We start from the raw sequence: 22,549 nt of genomic DNA, 5'->3' as shown, positions 1-22,549 counted from the left end.
GAAGAATTTGTTCCAACAACGATTACGCATGACAGTGACCAGCGCAGCACTGATCTGTCTCACTGGCCTGACAGGCCTGACGATCAGCAGTCAGGCCCTGGCCGTCGCACCCACCGTCAGCCTGACTGCCCCCGCAGCCAATGCCCGCTACGGTGCACCCGCAGCCATTACCCTGACAGCCACTGCGACAAACACCGGTGACACCATCAGCAAGGTCGAGTTCTACCAAGGAGCTACATTGCTGGGTACAGCCACCACAGCCCCTTACAGCTACAACTGGAGTAATGTCGTCACAGGCAGCTACAGCCTCACCGCCAAAGCGACAAATAGCCACAATGAAACCAAGACCTCGACAGCTATTGCCGTCGTCGTCAACAATGCCCCCACTGTTAGCATCACAGCCCCTGCCAACAACAGCAGTGTTGCCGGCAAAGCCACTATCACCCTGACGGCCAACGCTACAGATGCGGATGGCAGCATCAGCAAGGTTGAGTTCTACAACGGCGCCACTCTGCTCAACAGCGACACAGTCGCACCTTACAGCTATAGCTGGGCCAATGTAGCCCCAGGTACTTACAGCATCACCGCCAAAGCCACCGACAATCTCAGCGGCACAACGACCAGCACCCCGGTCAGCATCACCGTCACCAACCCGATTACTGTTAGCCTTACCGCACCAGCCAACAATGCCAGTGTCACGGTCGGTACACCCATTGCCATCACTGCCACAGCAGCAGACAGCAAAGGCACCATCTCAAAAGTCGAGTTCTACAATGGAACAACCCTGCTGGGCAGTGCAACAGCCAGCCCTTACAGCTACAGCTGGACCAATGCCGCAATCGGTACTTACAGCATTACCGCCAAAGTCACCGACAGCCAAAGCCTGACACAAACCAGTACCGCAGTCAGCGTCCAGGTCAAAGCTGCAGCAACGACACCGCCCACTGTCAGCCTCACACCCGCGCTCAAGCAAACTACCCAGACTGCACCAGCCAATGGCAACTTCATTGCCCCGGCAGGCATCAGCCTGGCAGCCACTGCAACACCAGCATCCGGCAGCACGATTGCAAAGGTCGAGTTTTACCAGGGGGCAACACTGATAGGCACAGCCACAGCACCTACAGTAGCAAACGGCACTACCTACAGCGTCAACTGGAGCAATGTCACGGCCAACAGCTATAACGTCACGGCCAAAGCGACCGATAACAAGAATGCCACGGCAACCACGGCACCAGTGACGGTCAATGTCATCAACAACAGCGCACCAACGGTGAGCCTCACAGCCAATCCGGCCAATGGCACGGCACCAGCAACCATCATCCTGAATGCGATAGCAACGGACACAGACGGCACGATTGCGCAAGTCGAGTTCCTGAATGGCACCAACAGCATTGCCACAATCACGCAGGCACCGTACACGACGAACTGGGCTAACGTCACACAGGGCAATTACAGCCTGACGGCAAAGGCTACGGACAACCTGGGGGCAACAACGACTTCAGCAGCAGTGCCAGTCGCAGTGACGGCGAATACACCGAAGGCGTATGATATTCATGCGGATCATCTGAATACACCGAGGGTGATTACGGACAATACGGGAACAGAAGTCTGGCGTTGGGATAGTGCGCCGTTTGGGGAGACCTTGCCGAATGAGCAGCCAGCAAACCAGCAAACCAAGTTTGTGTTTAATCAGCGGTTTCCGGGGCAATATTATGATCAGGAGACTGGGCTGCATTATAACTACTTCAGGGATTATGATCCGCAGGCGGGTCGTTATGTCGAAAGTGATCCGATTGGATTAAGAGGGGGCATCAATACGTTTGGGTATGTCGGGGGGGATCCAATCGGTTATTTGGATTCGTTTGGCCTGCAAATGGATGGAGATTTTGGTCGTCGTCCAACATACCCTGGCTTTCCAGATATTTCAGCACAAGCGCAAAAGAATTTGGCTGAGAGACTTAATAGGATATTGACTCGGATAGACAATCGCATGCGCGATGACGAAAAATATACTTACCAGACTTACACACGTTATAACCCAATAACAGGTAAGTGCTATAGCGGTCGTACCGGCGGATATGAAGATCCTGAAATTAACGTTCAAAATAGGGGGAAAAGTGAGCCAGAACTTACAGGGTTAGGTTATAAAGATCCTGTGCTTGATAAGTCAAGTGATAGTTACTTTGATATTAGAGGTCGTGAACAAATTCTTATTGATGCAAATGGCCGTGCTCAGTCTAATAATGGCACTTCGGGAAATAAAATTCGTGGGGCAGCAGATAATATTTTTAGTGACTTTTTCTATATTGGCCCGGCCATGGCGAGGTGGGGTATCCCAAGTGGTGCAACTGATAGTTGCGGATGCAAGCGGTGAATCAAATATGTTGGGAGGAAATAAAGATTCCAGTGAGATATATGTGATCCTTGGTGAAAATTGATAACTGACTGATGCGCTAAGTGTCTTTAAAAAAATAATATCTATGAGTGATGAGTGCATTAATTGACCATATTAATTTTTATAAATTTTCAGAAAAATCTAATTTTTTAAAACTTAAATTATTTGGAATAAAGCTAATTTTAATAATTCAGAGAGTAATTTTTTGGTTTCATGGAGTATGAAAATGTATTTCTATCATCGCATCGAAAGCCCTCAGGCAATTGATATAACTGAGATTGAAAATTTGATTTCCTCTGGGCGGCGTGTCGTCATTCAATTTGGCTCGACGTCGTCATACTCGCCTGAATTACTTACGGAATTAAATCAAGTAGCGAAATTGATAGGCCCTGACCTTCAGATACGTTTTTGGGGGCATTATAGTGAGCAATTTAATGCCTCCATACTGCGCTTTATTCCTGACGCTACAAATGTCATTATTGATGATATGAATAATTGCATTAACATTTGTGATCTTTCATATTTGAGTAATTTAAAAGAATTGAACCTAGGCGCATCTGGGTTTGATATTCCAGATATATTATCTATTGAAGCTCTTCACGGATTAGATACCCTCTTCATAGGCGAAAACAAAAAATCAAATATTGACTTGATTCATCTAAAAAAATATCTTAAGTTACGCGATTTTGGTACGGGAGGACAAGTCAAAAATATTGATGCCATCACGCAATTGCCGGAACTCCGTAATTTGTCATTATTCCAAATGAAAAATACGTTTGACTTAAGCTTTGTGTCCAAAATTCGAAATTTACAGGATCTATCAGTTAAATTTGGAGCTTATGAATCAATTGCGGAAATTGATGCTCCAGAATTAAGAGAATTGAAAATTTTGAGAGTACGAGGACTGAAAGAGTTGGGGGATATAGGTAGATTTCACAAGTTGGAAAAATTGGAAATATCAGATCAAATTCAATTAGATAGTTTAAAGCTAGGCGAAAATCCTTTGCTGAAGGACATTTATATCTCGACATGCAAAACATTGACCCATATTGATGGCTTTGAAGGATTACCTATGTTGGAACAATTATGGCTTTTTCGAACGGCGCTGGATTATGACGCATTTAGTTCTGCAAAGATGCCCTCGTCTTTGCGTGGCATTACCTTTTTCAATGGTGGAAAGAAAAAAGATGATGCGATTGAAAAAGATTTGGCCTTAAAAGGCTATCGAAAGTATCAATTTGAAGGACCTGAGCCTATCAGCTTTCAAGAGGACGACCAACCCGCTTGATGTCAACTACAATGCCCAAAGCCGGGGCACCTATTAGCCCCCGGTAGTCAAGTAGTCGAACAACACACCGCGATAAAATTTACCCACTACCACACGCTTGTTGCAAAATGCCGTTATTCCTTTTGCTTCAACGTGTGGTTGCGTGAATCGTGCAAAAAAGGGGGGAAGTCTTACATTACGACATTAAAGAAATGTCTGGATGAAGACCCGACCCCTTTTTTGTTTTATTCTGCCAGTATCGCTTTCCGTTGGTAGCCCATTCTCAGCTCACACAATTAGCGCCTTTTGCCCGCATGTGCACCAACATTGCTTTAAGTTCAATAAAACTCAGGCGCAAAAATTCCCATTGACAAAAAATACAAATAATATCAATATTTAAACTCTCGAATGGAAACGTTTCCAATTTGATGTGAATTAAATGGGAGCAGGTTCGGGAATTGATATCAATGGTCTTTATACATAGCTCAGACAGACGTTGTTGACAGTGTTTTTCTATGTCAATCCGTCTAATTCCTGTTTTTAAAATTGAAAATTACGGAGGCATGATGAAACGGCAGGACTATCGTCTCAACAAACAAAAACGCAGCAGCACACTCACAGCCATCGCTGCCAGTATCTTGCTGGCCTATGGCGCGCAAGCCAATGCCAGCGTCACTAATCCTGTGATAGGCAGGCTGATTTGGTCCGAAGAGTTTAATGGTACCAGCCTCAACACAGGCTTGTGGAGCGCCTATGATGGCAATGGCTGCCAGATCAATTTGTGCGGCTATGGTAATCAGGAACTGGAATACTACAGTCCTAACAATGTCTCGATACAAAACGTTCCGTTTGAACCTGGTACGCGCGCTTTGGCAATCCAGGCAAAAAACCAGGTCATTGGCAGCAACGTCTTCACGTCCGGAAAAATTTCTTCTGCAGGCAAAGTACAAGTCCAATACGGCATGGTGGAGATGCGCATCAGCACGCCACAAGTTGGCACAGGGCTGTGGCCTGCCGCCTGGATGTTGGGTACCAGCCCGCAAACCTGGCCGCGCAATGGCGAAATCGACATCATGGAAATGGGGCATAGCAATGCAGGAAGAGCGCTGGCTGGCTACCCGGCGATCAATAATTATGTAGGCTCAAATGTCATTACCTATCAGGAAGCCGCTTGCGTGCCGGGCAACCCCAGTTGCGCCGCTTCGACCGCGTGGCAGACTAAAAACTGGTATATCGCTTCGACACCTTTGATCAACCGTTTCGTCACCTACCGCCTTTACTGGACCGATGCACAGATGCGTTTTACCGTCATCGATAACGGTGTAGAGCGCGACATGTATCAAAACCCTTTGCCCGTCAATTCAACTTCGCTGCAAGCGCCGTACTACTTATTATTTAACCTTGCCGTAGGCGGCAATTTCACCGACGCCGCAACGCCACCGCAAGTGACCACACCCTTGCCTGGCACCATGTATGTCGATTATGTGCGGGTCTATGAACTGGATGGCAAAGGCACGGTGAAAGTGGGTAACCCCAACGTGCCTGAAGTTGGCAAATTTGGCGTGTTCACTGATCTCACCGCAGTCAATAACAAACAGACGGCAGGTGTCAGCTCTGATGTATGGAACTGGAACCAGGCATCGATGTCGGCAGGCTCTACTGCCCCGTATGAAGGCAGCAATGTCATCGCCTGGAACTACACGGCTGCCAACCAATGGTTCGGCAGCAGCATACAATCGCGCCAGGTGCGTGACATGAGCAACTACAGAAATGGCACGCTGAAATTCAAGATCAAGATACCCGCCAACGTCGCCTTCAAAGTTGGCATCGGTGATACCTACACCAACCAGGGTTCTGTCACTTTCCCCGCAAGCGTGGCGAGCTACGGCCTGGTACGCGACGGCAATTGGGGCACGGCGACCATCCCCATTTCTGCACTTGCGGGTAATCTGATCGCCTTGCAATCGATGTCTGATCTTTTCCAGATCTACAGCGTCGATGGCAGCCTGCCCGGCAGCACTTTCCAGTGGGCGGTTGACGATATTATCTGGGACACTGGTGTGCCGACGCCGACGCCGACGCCGACGCCGACGCCAACGCCAACGCCAACGCCAACGCCAACGCCAACGCCAACGCCAACGCCAACGCCAACGCCAACGCCAACGCCGACTCCAACTCCAACGCCGACTCCAACGCCGACTCCAACACCCACGCCGGTTTCAAGCAGTGCCACACAAATCAACGCCAGCACATTGCAGTTTGGCATCAACACTTCGTCGTGGGCAGACGTGCATTACACGGTCAACTCTGGCGGCCAACAAAACGTCCGCATGGCGCAATCCAACGGTAACAACAGCTACGCAGTTGGCGGACTCAAAGCAGGGGACCTGGTGAAATACAGCTTCACTTATTGGGACGTCGCGAAAAACTATGCAGTCGATACTGGGCAGCAGAGTTTCACGATGAAGTGATGTTTTTTTAGTTTGTGGCGAGAACGGTCGTAAGGAATTTATGACCGTTTTTCTTGGGGCAAATCGACGCGCGAATCGCTTCTGAAACACCTCAACGAATACAGTGAGGGTCTTATATTTACGCATTTCTGTAGTATAGAATTGTCGTAATGTTAGACTTGACCGTATTCATTACTCTGAAATGAATACGGTGCTCCCGTTGACAATAAAATCCGACATAGAAACTGTTTATATTAGCCAATATTATTTTGGGTTAATTCCAAAACGACTCCAAACAATCGGATGAATATAAATTTCTGAGGATGGTTTAATCTGGCCCTCTGACGGTGGGCGAGCATCCTGAAAACTCCAACTTTGCGATGTGAATGAATCCGTTTTTATACCGACAATCCCGACCTCAAATAAAACTTGAACTAAACAGATAATAAAAGCATGTTGTGAGCCACCATTTAAATAAACATAACCAGCCCTTATCACAGGGTCGGGAGAATGTTCTGCATTAGCCATACTATGATGAAGACAAAATTCATCTATTTCATCCTTACTAAATGCTGATAACTTAAAATGAGCCGATTTTTTGTTCAGAAGCGAAATGTATTCATTCATTCTAGGATAATGCGCCATCCATTCATAACATAAGGAATCGACGCGCAACGCAGAATATTCAACTTCTGCTTGTGTGACCGTCGTCAACGTAACCTTTCCTTTTCCGTCGGAGCCCTTTAAACATTCATTAACGAATGCAATTGCGTCTCTGGGACGCCATAAGGTTCTATCGAGTAAAAAATCAATAAAATCTGACTTAAAAACCGTTTCAGGAAAAAGTTCTTTTATTTGCACTGCCCTTGTGGTGTATTGCTCGCTAACGAGCTTTGCCATTCTTTTGTCGAGCATTTGCTCAAGCATTTTTTTGCTCCAGCGGATAGGCAAAAATAAAGACTGATATTTTTCTTCTTGGAAGCCGGAATCACGGGTTTTCTGAAAAACACTTCGAATTAAATCCAATCTTAATGCTACAACGATTTTCACATTCCCCACGGATCTGAATGTTTTCACAGTTTCGATTAATGCACGAATCAAACGATAGCGCAAATTGTCATCCACCCAATTTTCATCTAGCTTGTCAATTACAATGTAGTATTTCTGCTTAGGATCGGTGAAAATGTCTTCAGCCAATAAACGAATAACATCTGATAATGCTCTAACCTGAATTGAGTTAATTACACTTTGAGCCTTATTAATTACTTCTAATTTTTCTTCTGATGTTGATTTGGTTCCTACCGTTAAATCTTGATGCAACATTGAAAGTTTAGTTCCCAAGTTTGCCTTGAGATCATTCTCTAATTTCAGCGTTACTTCCCTAATTCTATATTCAGTTTCATACCAAAACTTATCTCCCCAATCTCCGAGATATGCAAGCGCCATCTCTTTTCCTTTATCCTTCTTTTCAAGAATATTTAAGAAATTCCTGAACCACGCCTTAGTTGTTTCTTCATTTGACAAATGATATTTATACCGAATGAGTTCAACTGCAAATACATGTTTCCAAAGTAATACGTAAAAAATATCCAGCTTAACTCCTGCTTTTTCAAGCGTATTTAATATGTCCGAATTGGAAATGTAGTTTAAGGCAAGATTCTCTGGTGTTATCTCAATTACGTTCTCTTCGCATTGCTTTAGTCTCTGAATCAGCGCACTTTTACCTGTGCCGGTGCGACCTACAATGATCCGTTGTGGGTTATTACAGTCTCGGAGTGATTCAAAGTCCCCTGTGTCTGTAAAACAATCGGCTAAATAGCGATGGTCACTTTCTGCGTCCGGTTCTCCGATTGACGCGCCTTTTTTGAAGCGAAATGACACGCCGAATTCTTTGTTTTGCATAACTCCTCCACTTAGACATCGTCAATAGGATTACTGCGTAGTTAATTTCCAGAAGAAGAGTGTGTATTTTGAATATTTTTTTAATAATATGGCCTATTAGTAAAATCTGAAATACTCAAAGCTCATGATCATGCAATGTTTAACAAAAAATGCCTTGAAAACAACGGAACGATTTAAATAGTCAATTCTATTTGTTTCAACAGAGAGTCAAGTGATTTAGGGCACCACCTTACAAACTCGGGAGGAAAGGATTTGAATTGTAGTAATTCTTGAGGGCATGAATTGGTATAACTATTTGCCTTTGTGCAGTGCTATTTCTAGCTGGTTATTGTGGACATTGCGATTGAACTTATTTGGTGGATCAATTGCCTATTAATCGATGCTTTTCTATTGATGCGGGGAAATTAGGTAATTTCATTTGTAGGCTCGGCTCGTACATTTCTCTAGATGAGCATTAAGGCACAAACAACATTATTTAAAATCAATCATAAAAATCAATCATTTATCGATATCCGCCACCCAGTCGCCTGATTTGCCGCCATGTTTCTCCAGCACCCGTATATCAGTCATGACCATGCCCCGGTCAACGGCTTTGCACATGTCGTACACGGTCAGCAGGCCGACTTGCACTGCGGTAAGGGCTTCCATCTCGACACCGGTTTTACCCACTGTTTCAACCTGCGCTTCGCATGTAACGGTGTTGTTACTTGCATCGATGCTAAAATCAACAGTGACACGGGTGAGTGCCAGTGGGTGGCAGAGCGGGATCAGGTCGCTGGTGCGTTTGGCTGCCATGATCGCGGCGATGCGGGCTATGCCGATGACATCGCCCTTTTTTGCATTGCCTTGCTGGATAATTGCCAGTGTGGCAGGCAGCATGCGGATATGGCCACGGGCGATGGCGATGCGATGGCTATTGTTTTTATTGCCAACATCCACCATATGGGCTTGACCACCTGCGTCGAAATGGGTCAGCTCGTGCGTCAATTCCTGAGGCAGTTCGGGTTTGCTGGGGTTGCCGGGGTTGCTTGTATCTGTGCTCATTATTGTGTAAAAAGATAATGGTGTAAAAAGATAAAAATAGAGATAAGGACTTAAGAAAAATCGCTCCAGCCCAGTGGCACATACCATTGGTCATGCCAGGTTGAAACAATTTTGCATAAGCCCTCGAAATAAGGAAGCTATTAGTGTCCAAGTATCATAGCATTGCGAAACCTTTACGACGCGCTTTTCACCTGCCGGCCATCCGTCTGGCGGTACTGCTATTGACCAGTGTGGCTAGCGTGAACCTGCCATCCGGACTAGTCCAGGCGCAAAACCTGCCGACTTTGGGTGATACCTCGCGTGAAGATTTGTCGCCCCTGGCTGAACGCAAGCTGGGCGAGCAAATCATGAGCGTGGTCAGGCGCGACCCGGATTTCATGGACGATGCGCCAGTCAGCGAATACCTGAACCGCCTCGGCAGCAAGATGCTCGAAGCCCGGCCTGACGCCAGAGGTGAAACCAATTTCAATTTCGAATTTTTTGCCGTGCGTGACCCGGTGTTGAATGCCTTTGCTTTTCCCGGTGGTTTTATCGGTTTTCATTCTGGCCTGATTTTGGCAGCGCAATCTGAATCTGAACTGGCCTCGGTCATGGGCCATGAGATTGGCCACGTTGCCCAGCGCCATATTGCCCGCATGCTGACCAGTCAGCGCGGCGACGCGTTGATCCCGTTGGCCGCACTGGCGCTGGCCGTGCTGGCAGCCCGATCCAGCCCCGATGCTGCCATGGCAATTGCCTCCGGCGGGCAGGGGCTGGCGATACAAAAACAATTGAATTTTGGTCGTGACGCTGAACGCGAGGCTGATCGTGTTGGCTTCCAGATTTTGCGGGACTCTGGCTTTGACCCGTCTGGCATGGTCAGTTTTTTTGGCCGCCTGCAAAATTCCATGCGCAACTATAACGATAACCTGCCGCCGTATTTACGCAGCCATCCCCTGACCAGCGACAGGATAGCCGACATACAATCGCGCCTGACAGACCAGCGTTATCGCCAGCATGCCGACAGCCTGGAATTTTTACTTACCAAGGCCAGGATCAGGGTCTTGCAGGACAGCAGTACGCAGGGCCTGATGGATGCCAGTACTTTTTTTGATACCCAGGCCAAGACCGGCAAACTCGAAGACCAGATCACCGCCAAATATGGCCAGGCCTTTGTCGCCTATAAACGTCTGGGCTTTGTCACCGCCCGCAAGCTGCTCGATCAATCGCGCAAAATGCTGGAACAGGTGCCTGCGTATAAAAGCATGCTCAGTTACAGCAATATGTATATCGACCTGTCCATCGACATCTTGATCGGCGACAAACAAACCGCAGCCGCCGTCAAGGAAGCAGAAAAAGGCATGCGTGATTTGCCGCTCTCACGTGGCGTCGCCGTGCAATATGCCGAAGCTTTGCTGGCAGACAGCAAAGAAGAGCAAGCCGCCGTCTTTTTACGCGACCAGATCGTCCTGTACCGCCAAGAAGCGCAACTCTATAACCTGCTGGCCAAAGTCTATGCTGCACAAGGCAAGCAAGCCGCTCAGCACGTCGCCCTGGCTGAGGCTTATGGCATAGAAGGCAATCTCGCAGCCGCCCTGCAGCAACTCGACATCGCCCGCCGCGAAAAAGATGCGCAGTATTTTGAACTGTCCGTCATCGATGCCCGTGAGCGTGAATGGAAAGAAAAGCACAAGGAACAATTGGCGGAAGAGAAAAAGCGGCGCTAGTGCATGATGTGGCAACTTCATCAGCCTGGACTAAGGGTTCAGCGATTTCTCTTGCTGTTGCTTTGTGGCCTGTTATTCGCCTGCTCTCCTGAAAAGAGTGATGCAGGTGAGGGCGCAGCCTATAAGGCGGATTTGATCAATGCGATACGACAATCCAGCAAGATCGTCGTGACCGAACATTCGTCCGAAATGGATTTCATACAAGCAGGGCAAGCGGCCACGCAAAAAGAAAGGGTCTATCGCAGCGTGACATTGACTTCACGCGACCGCGAAAACTTCATCGCCGCGATTGAGCAAGTATCTGACGCGACTTCTCAATTAGTCAGCGCCTGTATCTTTGATCCCCATCATACGGTTTATTTTTATGCACAGGGCAAACTGAGCAGCAAGCTCGATGTTTGCTTTGAATGCTCGCAGCAGCAATGGAATGCGACGAAACATAAGCCGCCTGAAGCCATCTATGAAGGGCTGGAGCAATTCATCAAGTCAGTGAAATTAAATCCTGAAAGAGAATGGGTGGATCTGGTCAGGCAAAGACGTTGAATTTTTTTAAAAATTTATACCTGGATAACCGCTGACATTGGGTTAAATCATGACCAATGTGCTGTAATGAAGTTATGAATACAGATCAGAGAAATAATAAGCAGGAATATGATATGTTCAGAATATTTATATATTGATGTGCGGCCTTGTGTGCCAGCTTAACTGCAATACCAGTCCAGGCAAGTGAATTAACAGTTGAGAGTGCGGCTTGCAAGCGTGATTTGATCAAGGCAATTGATCAGGCTGGCAGGATAGTGGTGACAGAGCACTCAAATCAATGCGATTTTTTTGATTACAAAATCAGAAAAATCGTAGAGCATGAAGAGATTACTTATCAAACGGTGACATTGAGTGAGCAAGATAAAATCAAATTCAGACAAATGGTTAACGCTGTTCCTAATAAAATGCCAGACGCAATTGCCTTATGCATTTTTGATCCACATCACACGGTGAGTTTTTTCGATGGTGACAAGCTAGTGAGCCGTTTGGATATTTGTTTTGTCTGCGGGTCAGAGAAATGGGATGGTACAAAATATTCACCGCCTCTGAATTTCAATGCCAGGTTAAAAAATTCATCAAGGAAATTGGTTTGAACCCCGACAGGAATTGGAAACTGCTGGCAATGGAACAGGTAGAGAAGGGTACCGCGCAATCTGTTCAAAAATAATATGAAGGCAGCTGTAATAGCAATTTATAATATTCACTTGCAATAGCAAGTGCAGTTTCCCCAAGCATGCTACAACTAACATAAAAAAACTACCCTCATGTGAAATACAAGATGAAAAACTGAACCGCGCATTCAAGTTGCAGTTCGCTCAGTTGAAGTGCCGCAGACAGCTCCGCGTATAAATGACACGCTTGCTGTTTGCGCTTCTTCGTATTTACTGATTTTTTCATTTTATCGTCACATGCCATCAGTTAATCCCGTTAATCCCGTTAATCCCGTTAAGGCCAGGGCAGCGGTTCAGCCGCCCGTCGTTAAATCCGTTAATTCAATATTAGTCAGCCTGTTGCGCCAGCCTGGGGGCATTATTGCCTTGCTCAGCGATGAAGTGGATGGCGTGGTGCAGCCAGGCCTGCGCCAGGTGCATCTGGCTGAGTTGGATGCACACTTATTTCCTCAAGCTGCCACTTTGCTGGTGGACTGGCATAGCCTGCAAAGCGCTGCCGATTTGAACAGTGTCTGGCCTGCATTCTGGCGGGTGTTCTGGGCGACTGTGCCTGATCCGGCGCATGCAGCTATGGTGGCCGTGCCACAAACCAAGGCGGTAAAGAAACCACTAGCTACTGCCGCCCATCCACGTGCTTACCGCGGCACAAAATACCAGCCACCCAAACACGCGCAGGCTGAGCTTGATTTGTGTCGGTGGCTGGCTGATCCACGCTTGCTGGACACCTTTTTTGCACGGCATGATTTTACTAAGTTACCTGTACTGGACGCACAAGGCCGGGTGGTGCCGCTGGTAGCAGATGCAGTGCCAACCAGTGCTGCCTTGTACTTCCATCATTGGCAAACTCCTGCGCCAGACTTGCCTGTTTTTCCTGATACCTTCCGTCGCACCTTCTTATGGCAATTGCGTACATGCAGTGCAGACCGGCAATTGGCCTGGCTGCAAATATGGCATCAGTACAGCAGCCAGCATGCAGATGAAGTTTTACGCTCGCAAAAACTGTCACTATTGGCACGCCTTTGTGCAATGAATACGGGTAATACTCATGCCGCACAACTCGCCTTGCTTTTGCCAGAAAACCGGCAAGCTATTTTTTTGAGTGTGCTGATGCGGGAAGTGCAGGGGAACTTATCGCCTCAACAGATGACTGCCGACCAGCTCATGCGTCTGCATGGTTTGACAGAAGACGATGCGCGCTTTGAATTCTATCTGCGCAATGTTTTGCGTAACCTGGGCAGGCAAATCAGTGTGGAATATAGCATCACAGGTTGCATGTTATATGAGACGAGTGATATCAGCGACTTGAGCGACTATGCGCTGGCGGCCAAGCAAGATTGTCAGGATGTGCCATTAGACGCGATAGCAAAAGCTTGCAATGCCGCAGGCATAAAGTCCCGGGTGTCCTTGTGGGATTATTGTGCCGAATTTCCTGGTCTCGCACATTATCTGCGTGAAACCCAATGGGAAAAATTGAACGAGCAGGCCGCAGATACCTGGCTTCATGTCTTCTACATTTTTATAAATGAAGATGAAAAAGAAAAAATGCAGGCCAAGTGGCAAGTGTATTTAACACTGTTCTCTGCCTGCCATGATGTGCTGATCAATTTGCCCGCTGACAGGCAAAACAAGCTGGCGCTGATGTGGCGTCGCTTTATTGATGGCTGGGGTGATGTACAGAGTTTTCCGCAGGCTGTGCAGGACTTTTTGCCTCTGATGCATAAATTATGTTTGCCGCCGTTTAAGGCTGAAATTGATTATGGTCATAGCTTTGTGAACATCGTTGAGACCTGGCCGATAGATAAAAGGGCGGAAATTATTGCTATCGACGATAACGTCTGGCGGCAATTTGAACTTGCATGCCGACGTGAAGACAATATGAATTTGCTGACCTATGGTAGCTATTCCTTTGCTGAAGTGGCCCCCGCTTTTTTACGGACTTCTTTGATGGCAGCGCCAGCCAGGTTTTTTAAGACTTGCAGTTTGCTCGGGAGCTTGCATCTCGAGCGTCGGCAACTCTTCATGAAAAAACTGCTCCATACTGAATGGTTTGTGCTGGACTGGCATGAAATGCCATCATTGGCGGCTTGCCAGCGCATGCTGGATCTGAGTAAAGATGCTGGCCTGGATAGTCCCTTGCCACGTCGCTTGCGCGAATACCTTGAAGGCGGGCTGAGTTTGTCGCCATCGCAAATCGCCAGACATTGCAGGCTGAGTATGTCTAGATTGCCAGCGCTACGTTTGCGTGCTGTTGACGCTGCGCTTTGGGTAGAAATGGATGGCTCTTTCAATTTGCGTGACACGTCTGCGTCTACCAGGCATGCCCTGCGCCTGTTGGCGGGTCTGGACAAATTTTCTGGTCGTAACCGCAAAGGCTTGCGACGATTTCTCAGCCATGCCAGGGATGGCAACACCGTGTCTTATATTCAGCACCCGCTTAATCGGGCTTGGTATGGCAGGCACCTGCGTGTACGGCAGCCGACATGGCAGGCCGGATTGCAGCGCACAGTGCAAACGGAACAAGGCGATTTAACACTGGCATTTGAACATGATCCATTTGAGGTGCTAATGCTAGGCAGCTATGCCGGAAGCTGTCTTGGCATAGGTGGCTTGTGTGATTATTCTGCGGTCGCCTGCCTGCTGGACGCAAACAAGCAAGTTCTGTATGCGCGTAATGCGCAGGGTAAGGTAGTGGCACGTCAGTTGCTGGCGATAGATGAAGCAGATCAACTGGTTTGCTTTGCAGTTTATCCAGATAACATTTCGCAAAAATTGAAGGCCGCGTTCAAAAGCTATGATCAGGAGCTGGCTGCGGATTTGGGCTTGCCTTTGTATCAGGAAAGTAAGGGTAGCAGTTATGACGTCGCAACCATACTCGCGCAAGACTGGTGGGATGATGGTCACTGGCAGGAAGAATGAGCGGCATGTAACAACTGGCAACAAGCATCATGGGCAAGATGCCTGTTTGCTATGATGCTTATTCTTCACGTCTGTTGTTCATGCGCTTTTCGTGCGTTTAATGGCTATTATCGGCGCTGCTCTGGCTGACACTGTCATCAGCCTGCGAGCCATGAGTTCTGGTCTTTTGCGGAGGAATAAACATGAAAACAGGAACTGGCAAGATGTATCTGGCTGTGATCGCAGCCCTGTTTTTGTCCGGCGCGGCACAGGCGCAACTGGATGCAACGGCGGAGCCGGGCAGGCCCAGCTATGATCCGGTAACGGCAATGTGCATGCGCACTGACGATGTCAATGACAAGACTTGCCGCCCCTATCCGGATGCGCCTTCATGGTCAGCAACTTGTGGGCAAGCCATAGGCCAATTCCTGGCGAAGCTCGATGACAGCAGCGGGCAGGCTTTGCGCAAGACAAAATATGCAGAACTGAAAGACTATGGCGTTCTTTGGGGAATGCTCGTGCGCAATCGCTTTGGCTTGTGGCGCGGCAATAGTGCACTTATCGCTTCCTGTCAGGCCATGCGCCCTGGCTCGAGTGCCTATCCTGAAGATATTTCCTGGGTGATCGTCGAGGAGGGCTGGAAAAAGCTGCAATAAGCCTTCAATGATCAGCCAGAGCATGCACAGTTCCCAATTGTGAATGTATGCAACACCCATCTTGAATCAAGTCTGAATCAAGTGACTTTTACACAAGTAAATGCTATCTTTTGTTTGCTTTATTTGTAAAATGTCATCTCCCTGAAAAGACGGGCATTTATAGTGAAGCGTATCCCGGTGCCTGATGTTTTTCTGTGAAGCTGGCTTGCTGTCTTCATCGCGTCAGGCATATTTCCAGATACAGCTATTTTTTAGCTGGACACTGAGCTGATCATCCAGGAGTGCATTTTGCCTGATACGACTTTTTCAATTTCCGGTGACCCGGCGGTTGACAAGATATTTCCGCTGACGCAGCCTGCGCCTGCAGAACATACATTTGAGCTGGCCTTGGTGCTTGGGGGCACGGTGTCGGCGGGTTGTTATACCGCCGGGGTGCTGGATTTTCTGGTCGAGGCACTGGATGCGTGGGCGGCGGCGATTGCGCAGGACGATATAGACCATCCAGGTGCACCGACTGTGCCGCGCCACAAGATCTTGATCAGGGTGGTCACTGGTACATCTGGCGGTGGCGTCAATGCCGTGCTGTTGTCGCGCGCCCTGAGTTATGTGTATCCACCTGCTGGTGTTCATACCGCGCCTGAGCTAAGGGCGAAAAACCCTTTCTACCAGATCTGGGTGAATGCGATTTCTATTGAGGGCCTGCTGGCAACGGATGATCTTGCTGGTGCGTCGACGATTACTTCATTATTGTCCGGCAAGCCGCTCGCTGCGGCTGCAGCCAGCGGTACTTCATTTGACAGCGGGCAGACCGCCTCACGGCAGTATGTAGTCAATCCTTTGCCAGTGATACTGACTTATACGAATGTCGCAGGCATCCCGTACAAGCAGCTGTTTTCTGGTCAGACTGGCCGCGCCGAATATTTTGTCAACCATGCAGACTATGTGCGTTTTGGTATCGATATTCTGGGGGCATTGCCTACGCCAAAATACCCCTTGCCGCCAGACACGTTTGAAGTTGGTAATGATGCACAGGACATGTTGGCCTGGTCTGCCATGTCCAGCTTTGCGCTGGGTACGGCGGCTTTTCCTGTGGGTTTGCCAGCAGTGCAGTTGGCAAGGCCAGCCGGGCATTATGCTTACCGCTACATCCTGCCCAATACTGGCCAGGGCACCTATAGCCCGCAATGGCTGAGGCCGGAATGGTCGCTGTTTGTACAACCCGATAGTGATGCGGGCAGTAAATATACTTTTGTTTCGCTTGATGGTGGCTGCACCGATAATGCCCCCATCGGTCTCGCGCATGATGCGCTGGCTGGTATAGCCCCCGCGCGTGAAACCAGTGGCAGTTTGGTCAATCGTGCCATCGTGCTGATAGACCCGTTTACCGATGTCCCTAATTTTGCGGCCTTGCCCAAGGCTGATTTGGTGAGCATCCTTTTCCCTACCATTAATTGCCTGATCCAGAACAACCGTTTCAACTCGGCTGATCTGGCTGCTTTTTCAGACGGTAGTGACTTCAGCCGCTTTTTGATCACACCCAGCCGCAAGAATGCCAAAGGCCAGGCATTGACGGGCGGCGATGCCATCGCCTCGTCTGGTCTGGCGGCTTTTTTGGGATTCTTTTCCAGGCAATACCGCGAACATGATTACATGCTGGGGCGCAGGAATTGTCAGGCTTTTTTAAAATCCTGGTTGACGCTGGAACCGGACAATGCCGTCTTCAATGCCCTTAAACCTTCACCAGTAGAGACGCCGCCCGATAGCGGTAAGTTTGAAATACCCATCATTCCCCTGTATGGATCAGCCTTGCAGGAACAGCCAGCACCAGAGATACCTGGCAAGTTTGATCCTGCCAGCCTGGAAGACCAGATAGAGGCAAGGGCAGACAATTTGATGCGGGTGGCTGCCCATGTTGATAGCGCGGGCTGGTTGGCGCGGCAGGCTTATAAAGTGGTGATAGGCATAGCGAGCAGTAAGGCCGCTGACAAGGTGGTCAAGCTGGTACAGGCCGCGATACAGGAATCAAAACTGCTCAATCCCAAATGAATCGCGGTAGTTAAGAATAACCACCATTAAGCCGGGTTGGCACAAGCAGGTGCAGCATGCAGCTTTGTTGCGCCAGCCCGTCAGCAACATCCAGAAAAGGAAGTCATCATGTTTGGTAGTCAGGTATTAGAAACAGCAATCGGTATAGCCTTGTTTTTTCTCGCGGTGTCTTTGTTCGTCACGGCCTTGCAAGAGTTTATTGCCACTGCGTTTAAGCTCAGGGCGAATACACTTTCTTCAGGCATCAATGAATTGCTGGAGCAAAAGAAGAATCTTGATCCCGTGATACAGGCCATCGTCAATCATCCACGGGTGTCACCACTGGATGGCAAATTGTCGTATATCTCATCCACCAGCTTTGCTGCGGCCACGATACATGTGCTGGGTGGAATAGGCGATGCCTCAAAAGACCAGTTCAACCGGCTTGATATTGCGATAGACAATTTACCTGCGGGTAACCTCAAAAGCGTATTGCAACTCGCCGCCAGCCGTGCGCAGGGTGATGTCACTAAAGTGGAACAAGAGGTCGCCACCTGGTTTGATGAATCCATGGACAGGCTGTCTGGCCGCTACAAGCGCTATGCCAGTTACCTGAGTCTGGGCCTGGGGGCTTTTCTGGCGGTGGGCATGAAGCTGGACGCATTTGCTGTTGGTGTCGCTTTATGGCGTAGCCCGGTACTCAGGGACCAGGCTTCAGTCGCTGCTGCGGCGGCAGTCGAAAAAGGTTTGGATACCTTACCCGCATTGCCTGCCGAGGTGTTGACCATGTTTGGTTTTCAAAGTTTCTTTGCCAGTTTTCCTTGCGGCATGGCTTTGCTGGGTTGCCTGATCACAGCCTTTGCGGTCAGCCTGGGTGCACCGTTCTGGTTTGATTTTTTACAAAGTATCGTCAAGATGAATGTGCGTGGCACGGGCGACAAACCTGCGAAGGCGGATGGTAGTTGATCGTAGTTGATTGCAGCTCATTGCAAGAGGATCAAACCTGCTGTGCTGCCCTTGGTTTTTGCACAAAGCCAAATTCGCGCATCAATTGACCTTCTTCACAGCGCTGCACTTCCAGGCTCAAGCCTGGCGTACCAGGCGGGCGCAACTGTAGTTGGCCTGGCGTGCCAGCATCTTCCAGCCACTGCAATAATGCTTCGTCACTGACTGGCTGCTCATCTAGTGTCAGCCAGGGCAGGCATAGTGCCAGGTCGCGGTCATCGAGTTGTGCCAGGGTGTTGCCGCTGCTGAGTTGCAACCTGCCTTGCGGGTCTAGGAAGGCCAGTTCCGGTGTGAAGGACTGTTCGCCATGTTGCAGGGCAAAGCGGCCATCTGCTGTGGTGTTGGTGATATAGGGTGTGGCTTCGAGATCGACGTAGACGCGCTGTGGGCCATTCTGGAAATACCAGCAACCATCTTCACTGCACTGATAGTTACGGGTGATAAAAGCCAGCAGGGCGGTGTTGCGGATAACGTCGCCAGGCAGGTTCAGCGCCTGGCTGCGGTCGTCGCGCATACGCCAGTTGCCACGGGCGTCAAGTGCCAGCCAGCCATAGCAATGCGGTACATTGGGCCATTTGGCCATGGCTGCCTTGACGATTTCATCCATCAGCTATTCGCCTCAAAAAAATTCAGGATTTTTTGTGGTAACCAGTTCAAATGACCTGGCACATTGCCTGCCGCAAAACCAACATGGCCGCCATGCTCAGGGTAATCCAGCGTCACGCACTTGGCTGCCTGGGGGGGTAAATGCCGGGCTGGCAGGAAAGGGTCATTCCTGGCATTCAGTACCAGGGTAGGTACCGTGATGTCACCCAGTATATGCTTGGCGCTGGCCCGGTGCCAGTAATCATCAGTATCCAGATAACCATGCAGCGGTGCGGTGACAACATTATCGAACTCATACAAGTCCCTGGCTTCCAGCATGGCGGTTTTATTGAACAGGCCAGGGAATTGATCGAGTTTTTTCAGGCACTTGGGTTTCAGGGTCTTCAGGAACATGCGGGTGTAGATCATGTTGAAACCGCTGGACAGCGAAGCACCGCCCTGTGCCAGATCAAGCGGGGCAGAAACCGCACAGGCTGCATTGACGATATCTGCATGATGTTGTGATTCCCCCAGCCAGCGCAACAAGGCATTGCCGCCCAGTGAAACACCTGCTGCATAAAACTTGCCGCCATCGTGCTGGTGGTGGAATTGCTGGTACAGGCGCTCTATGATCCAGCCTATCTCTTGCGCATCGCCGGAATGATAAAAGCGCGGTGCCTGGTTCAGCTCGCCTGAGCATCCACGAAAATGCGGTATCGCGCCCGACCAGCCGCGCGCGCGTAAAGCGGCCATCATGGCGCGCGCATAATGGCTGTCGCTGGAACCTTCGAGGCCGTGGAACAGCACCACAAAAGGTTTGCCCGGCTCACCATCCAGAAAATCGATATCGACAAAATCATTATCCGGCGCAGTCCAGCGTTCACGCCGCAAGGGTGTGTGCGGCTTGTTGATAAACAGGGCCGGGTAGATTGTTTGCAGGTGGCCACCTGGTAACCAGCGTGGGGACAAGTATTTCATGTGTTGGTAATCCGGTAGTGCTGGTGACTTAAACGTTGGGACTTAATGCAGGATACTGGCCTTGAACATGTCTAGCGGCGGTTTGCCAGACGCAACCGAGGCATGGTGCATGGTAATGCGCCAGCCACGTGGCGTCTTGACATACACATTGGTGGCCAGGATATGCACATCCTGGTTGCCGTCATTGGGACGCTGGAATTCTTCTACGATGCTGTGTACCGCTGTCAGCATATTGTGGGTGGCATGCAGTTGCAAAGGGCGTATCTGCACGCTGCCACGCTCGAAAATAGCTTCCCATGAACTGCGTATGGCAGCATGGCCTATCAGCCTGGCTGCGCCCGGGTGGATGCAGACTATCTCCTCATCCTCGGCCCACAGCGCCATCATGCCATCCAGGTCAGCACGGCTGAGAGCATCATAAAAGGCCGCCTCAACTTCGTCGGCACTGCCATTCAACTGTTTTTTAGCGGCCATGATGAATTGTGGAGGAGATTAATGGGCTTTGAGCACAACGCCAGCTGCCAGCTTGTATTGCGTGCCGCAATAAGAACAAGTGGCCGTGCCGCCATGCGACAAATCCAGGTAAACGCGCGGATGGGATGACCACAGCGGCATGGCCGGGTTAGGGCAGTGCGCAGGCAAATCCGTGGCTTGCAGTTCGACGATGTTATTGGTTGTAGCTGTGGTGGACATGGAGACTCCATAAATAAAATTGGTGCAGGAAGCATGCGCGCCATGCTGGCGGCGTCGGTTTACTTCCAAATTAGACATTGCAACGGGATTTTAACGGATTCTGGCTCTTCAGAGTGAGCCGAGTGAGAATGCATGATGCCGGGAGGGAAATTGAGATTTATCAATCTGCTCACAAATCCACCCTCACAGGCAAGCTTCCTGTTTCCCCGTTACAATGATGCACTTTCCCGCTACATCTACACTCTCATGTCATTTGAATCAGACAAGGCCGCGTTCAAGGAAGGTTTGAGAGTAGGTGGGCCAACCTGGTTTGGGGTTGGTGCCTGGGGTCTGGTGGTCGGTATCGCCATGATCAAGGCTGGCCTGACACTGCCACAAGCAATGGGCATGACCCTGCTGGTCTTTGCCGGATCAGCCCAACTCGCCTCCTTACCCCTGATTGCCGCGCATGCCCCGGTCTGGGTGATTTTTGCTACCGCGCTGGTGGTGAACCTGCGCTTCCTGATATTTTCTGCCATCCTGGCCCCGCATTTTTCATATCTGCCTGCGCGCACCCGTGCCTGGCTGGGTTTTTTGACGGGCGATATTTCCGTCGGCTTGTTCATGCAGCGCTACCCTGAATTCGGCGATGAAAAAGGCAAGCTGGCCTATCTCAAGGCGCTGGTATTCCCTAACTGGGCAGCATGGCAAATCGGTTCTGTCATTGGTATCTTGCTAGGTAGCCAGGTGCCTACCAGTTGGGGCCTGGGCTTTGCGGGCACGCTGGCCATTCTGTGCATCATGTTGCCCCTCATCATCAACCGCGCCGCCTTTGCCGGTGTCGTCGTGGCAGGCGTTTGCGCCTTGCTGGCAGTGAATTTCCCTTACAAGCTGGGCCTCTTATTGGCTGTGGTGCTGGGCATGGGCACTGCCATGATGCTGGAAGAATATCTGGACGGTAAAAAAGAACCCGCCACTGACAAGAATGAAGAGGAGCAAGTATGAGTGACTGGGAAATCTGGCTGGTCATCGCCCTCTTGACCCTCGCCACCTTCATCGCCCGCAGCGGCTTTTGGCTGGTCGGCCACCACATCAGCCTGCCCAAGCGTGTGCAGGAAGCCCTGCGTTACGCCCCGGCCTGCGCGCTGGCAGCGATTATCGTACCTGATTTGTTGCTGACCAATGGCCAGGTCGAAGTGGGTTTGCAAAACCCGCGTTTATTGGCGGGTTTGCTGGCAACGGCTTTCTTTTTGGTGCGCAAGAATATGTTGCAGACGATATTTTTTGGGATGGCGGTGTTTACTTATATTCGGTTGGGGTTGTGATTGGGTGGGGCTATAGCCTCGCTTGGTGCCATGCCTTGTACGCATAGCCTCTATCGAAGCAAAAATTGATAATGTTGTCGCTCTTTTTACTACGTCATTTCAGCGTGCTTTTGGCTGGAATCCAGCGGCGTTAGTGGCAAACTTTGTGCGAGTTAATTTCAGATTCGTCGTGATTGCGTATCTGCTCCCTTAATACCTACACACGTAATCTACGATTGCAGGCCGGTGGTAGACCGGCGGCTACTCACTTTTCTTGTCTCGCCAAGAAAAGTAAGCCAAAGAAGGCGACCGAGGCGTCGCTGCCCCCTGAAGGGGGTTCCCTTTGCTGCAAGTCAAAAAATGGGAAATGCCCGAAACTCGCCTGCGGCTCAAACAACGGTCATTTCTTAATCCATTTTCTGCCTCGCAGCAAAGGCATCGACACATCGGA

At 49.6% G+C, this 22,549-nt stretch carries 18 protein-coding genes; 12 read left to right on the top strand and 6 right to left on the bottom strand.

All coding sequences use genetic code 11. From position 1 onward, the window contains the following. Positions 1-7 precede the first annotated feature (7 nt). The 3 genes from AC3WQT_RS00090 (at position 8) to AC3WQT_RS00080 (ending at position 6,133) form a co-directional block, all read left to right on the top strand. The gene (locus tag AC3WQT_RS00090) at positions 8-2,374 is read left to right on the top strand and encodes an Ig-like domain-containing protein (protein ID WP_492701021.1); all 2,367 of its coding nucleotides are present in this window, start codon (positions 8-10) and stop codon (positions 2,372-2,374) included. A gap of 247 nt (positions 2,375-2,621) precedes the next feature. After that, the gene (locus AC3WQT_RS00085) at positions 2,622-3,683 is read left to right on the top strand and encodes a leucine-rich repeat domain-containing protein (RefSeq protein WP_492701019.1); all 1,062 of its coding nucleotides are present in this window, start codon (positions 2,622-2,624) and stop codon (positions 3,681-3,683) included. A gap of 542 nt (positions 3,684-4,225) precedes the next feature. Continuing rightward, a complete protein-coding gene (locus tag AC3WQT_RS00080; protein WP_492701017.1) occupies positions 4,226-6,133 on the top strand; it encodes a glycoside hydrolase family 16 protein in 1,908 nt (635 codons plus the stop codon). Positions 6,134-6,376: 243 nt separating this feature from the next. Here the strand turns inward: AC3WQT_RS00080 and AC3WQT_RS00075 are convergent, their stop codons facing one another. Both AC3WQT_RS00075 and moaC read right to left on the bottom strand, forming a co-directional pair. After that, complete coding sequence (locus AC3WQT_RS00075; RefSeq protein WP_492701015.1) at positions 6,377-8,014, bottom strand: P-loop ATPase, Sll1717 family; 1,638 nt, start codon at positions 8,012-8,014, stop codon at positions 6,377-6,379. Positions 8,015-8,512: 498 nt separating this feature from the next. Continuing rightward, positions 8,513-9,058: a cyclic pyranopterin monophosphate synthase MoaC gene (gene moaC / locus AC3WQT_RS00070; RefSeq protein WP_492701013.1), complete on the bottom strand. Its 546-nt coding sequence runs from the start codon at positions 9,056-9,058 to the stop codon at positions 8,513-8,515. A 143-nt stretch (positions 9,059-9,201) separates the two neighbouring features. Between moaC and AC3WQT_RS00065 the strand changes: the two genes are divergently transcribed. The 7 genes from AC3WQT_RS00065 to AC3WQT_RS00035 all read left to right on the top strand — a co-directional run bounded on the left by AC3WQT_RS00065 (position 9,202) and on the right by AC3WQT_RS00035 (position 18,520). Beyond that, complete coding sequence (locus AC3WQT_RS00065) at positions 9,202-10,764, top strand: beta-barrel assembly-enhancing protease (RefSeq protein WP_492701012.1); 1,563 nt, start codon at positions 9,202-9,204, stop codon at positions 10,762-10,764. Positions 10,765-10,767: 3 nt separating this feature from the next. Further along, on the top strand, positions 10,768-11,307 hold the full coding sequence (locus AC3WQT_RS00060; RefSeq protein ID WP_492701011.1) for a hypothetical protein: 540 nt from the start codon (positions 10,768-10,770) through the stop codon (positions 11,305-11,307). Between the two features lie 146 nt (positions 11,308-11,453). Continuing rightward, a complete protein-coding gene (locus AC3WQT_RS00055; RefSeq protein WP_492701009.1) occupies positions 11,454-11,900 on the top strand; it encodes a hypothetical protein in 447 nt (148 codons plus the stop codon). A gap of 315 nt (positions 11,901-12,215) precedes the next feature. Beyond that, positions 12,216-14,894 (top strand): hypothetical protein, encoded by a 2,679-nt coding sequence (locus tag AC3WQT_RS00050; RefSeq protein WP_492701007.1) that lies wholly within the window; start codon positions 12,216-12,218, stop codon positions 14,892-14,894. Between the two features lie 182 nt (positions 14,895-15,076). Then, the gene (locus AC3WQT_RS00045; protein WP_492701005.1) at positions 15,077-15,529 is read left to right on the top strand and encodes a DUF6794 domain-containing protein; all 453 of its coding nucleotides are present in this window, start codon (positions 15,077-15,079) and stop codon (positions 15,527-15,529) included. 288 nt (positions 15,530-15,817) lie between these two features. After that, positions 15,818-17,575: a hypothetical protein gene (locus AC3WQT_RS00040; protein ID WP_492701003.1), complete on the top strand. Its 1,758-nt coding sequence runs from the start codon at positions 15,818-15,820 to the stop codon at positions 17,573-17,575. A gap of 36 nt (positions 17,576-17,611) precedes the next feature. After that, positions 17,612-18,520 carry a hypothetical protein gene (locus AC3WQT_RS00035; RefSeq protein WP_492701001.1) on the top strand — a complete coding sequence of 303 codons (909 nt, stop codon included), beginning with the start codon at positions 17,612-17,614 and terminating at the stop codon, positions 18,518-18,520. A 31-nt stretch (positions 18,521-18,551) separates the two neighbouring features. On the opposite strand, the gene AC3WQT_RS00030 is transcribed toward AC3WQT_RS00035, so the two are convergent. Genes AC3WQT_RS00030 through AC3WQT_RS00015 form a run of 4 tightly spaced genes read right to left on the bottom strand, consistent with a single transcriptional unit; the run spans position 18,552 to position 20,815 of the window. Beyond that, positions 18,552-19,166: a DUF2946 family protein gene (locus AC3WQT_RS00030; protein ID WP_492701000.1), complete on the bottom strand. Its 615-nt coding sequence runs from the start codon at positions 19,164-19,166 to the stop codon at positions 18,552-18,554. Next, positions 19,166-20,122, bottom strand: a complete 957-nt coding sequence (locus tag AC3WQT_RS00025) for a YheT family hydrolase (RefSeq protein WP_492700998.1) — start codon at positions 20,120-20,122, stop codon at positions 19,166-19,168. The genes AC3WQT_RS00030 and AC3WQT_RS00025 overlap by 1 nt, the downstream gene beginning before the upstream one ends. Positions 20,123-20,164: 42 nt before the next feature. Continuing rightward, positions 20,165-20,596 (bottom strand): YybH family protein, encoded by a 432-nt coding sequence (locus AC3WQT_RS00020; RefSeq protein WP_492700996.1) that lies wholly within the window; start codon positions 20,594-20,596, stop codon positions 20,165-20,167. A gap of 18 nt (positions 20,597-20,614) precedes the next feature. Continuing rightward, positions 20,615-20,815 (bottom strand): zinc-finger domain-containing protein, encoded by a 201-nt coding sequence (locus AC3WQT_RS00015; protein ID WP_492700994.1) that lies wholly within the window; start codon positions 20,813-20,815, stop codon positions 20,615-20,617. A gap of 246 nt (positions 20,816-21,061) precedes the next feature. Here AC3WQT_RS00015 and AC3WQT_RS00010 point away from each other — a divergent pair, with 246 nt between their 5' ends. Next, positions 21,062-21,799, top strand: a complete 738-nt coding sequence (locus AC3WQT_RS00010) for an AzlC family ABC transporter permease (RefSeq protein WP_492700992.1) — start codon at positions 21,062-21,064, stop codon at positions 21,797-21,799. Next, a complete protein-coding gene (locus AC3WQT_RS00005) occupies positions 21,796-22,119 on the top strand; it encodes an AzlD domain-containing protein (protein WP_110256735.1) in 324 nt (107 codons plus the stop codon). Before AC3WQT_RS00010 ends, AC3WQT_RS00005 begins: the two co-directional genes overlap by 4 nt. Positions 22,120-22,549: the final 430 nt, after the last annotated feature.

The organism is Undibacterium sp. FW305-107 (genome assembly GCF_058788535.1).
Note: the sequence above shows the minus strand (reverse complement) of the source record. Positions and strands in the feature narration are given on the sequence as shown.

What these genes read in the sequence shown, in the direction of transcription:
- AC3WQT_RS00085 (WP_492701019.1), top strand. Translation starts at nt 2,622, where the DNA reads ATGTATTTCTATCATCGCATCGAAAGCCCTCAGGCAATTGATATAACT.
- AC3WQT_RS00080 (WP_492701017.1), top strand. Translation starts at nt 4,226, where the DNA reads ATGATGAAACGGCAGGACTATCGTCTCAACAAACAAAAACGCAGCAGC.
- AC3WQT_RS00075 (WP_492701015.1), bottom strand. Translation starts at nt 8,014, where the DNA reads ATGCAAAACAAAGAATTCGGCGTGTCATTTCGCTTCAAAAAAGGCGCG.
- moaC (WP_492701013.1), bottom strand. Translation starts at nt 9,058, where the DNA reads ATGAGCACAGATACAAGCAACCCCGGCAACCCCAGCAAACCCGAACTG.
- AC3WQT_RS00060 (WP_492701011.1), top strand. Translation starts at nt 10,768, where the DNA reads ATGATGTGGCAACTTCATCAGCCTGGACTAAGGGTTCAGCGATTTCTC.
- AC3WQT_RS00050 (WP_492701007.1), top strand. Translation starts at nt 12,216, where the DNA reads ATGCCATCAGTTAATCCCGTTAATCCCGTTAATCCCGTTAAGGCCAGG.
- AC3WQT_RS00045 (WP_492701005.1), top strand. Translation starts at nt 15,077, where the DNA reads ATGAAAACAGGAACTGGCAAGATGTATCTGGCTGTGATCGCAGCCCTG.
- AC3WQT_RS00030 (WP_492701000.1), bottom strand. Translation starts at nt 19,166, where the DNA reads ATGGATGAAATCGTCAAGGCAGCCATGGCCAAATGGCCCAATGTACCG.
- AC3WQT_RS00025 (WP_492700998.1), bottom strand. Translation starts at nt 20,122, where the DNA reads ATGAAATACTTGTCCCCACGCTGGTTACCAGGTGGCCACCTGCAAACA.
- AC3WQT_RS00020 (WP_492700996.1), bottom strand. Translation starts at nt 20,596, where the DNA reads ATGGCCGCTAAAAAACAGTTGAATGGCAGTGCCGACGAAGTTGAGGCG.
- AC3WQT_RS00015 (WP_492700994.1), bottom strand. Translation starts at nt 20,815, where the DNA reads ATGTCCACCACAGCTACAACCAATAACATCGTCGAACTGCAAGCCACG.
- AC3WQT_RS00010 (WP_492700992.1), top strand. Translation starts at nt 21,062, where the DNA reads ATGTCATTTGAATCAGACAAGGCCGCGTTCAAGGAAGGTTTGAGAGTA.
- AC3WQT_RS00005 (WP_110256735.1), top strand. Translation starts at nt 21,796, where the DNA reads ATGAGTGACTGGGAAATCTGGCTGGTCATCGCCCTCTTGACCCTCGCC.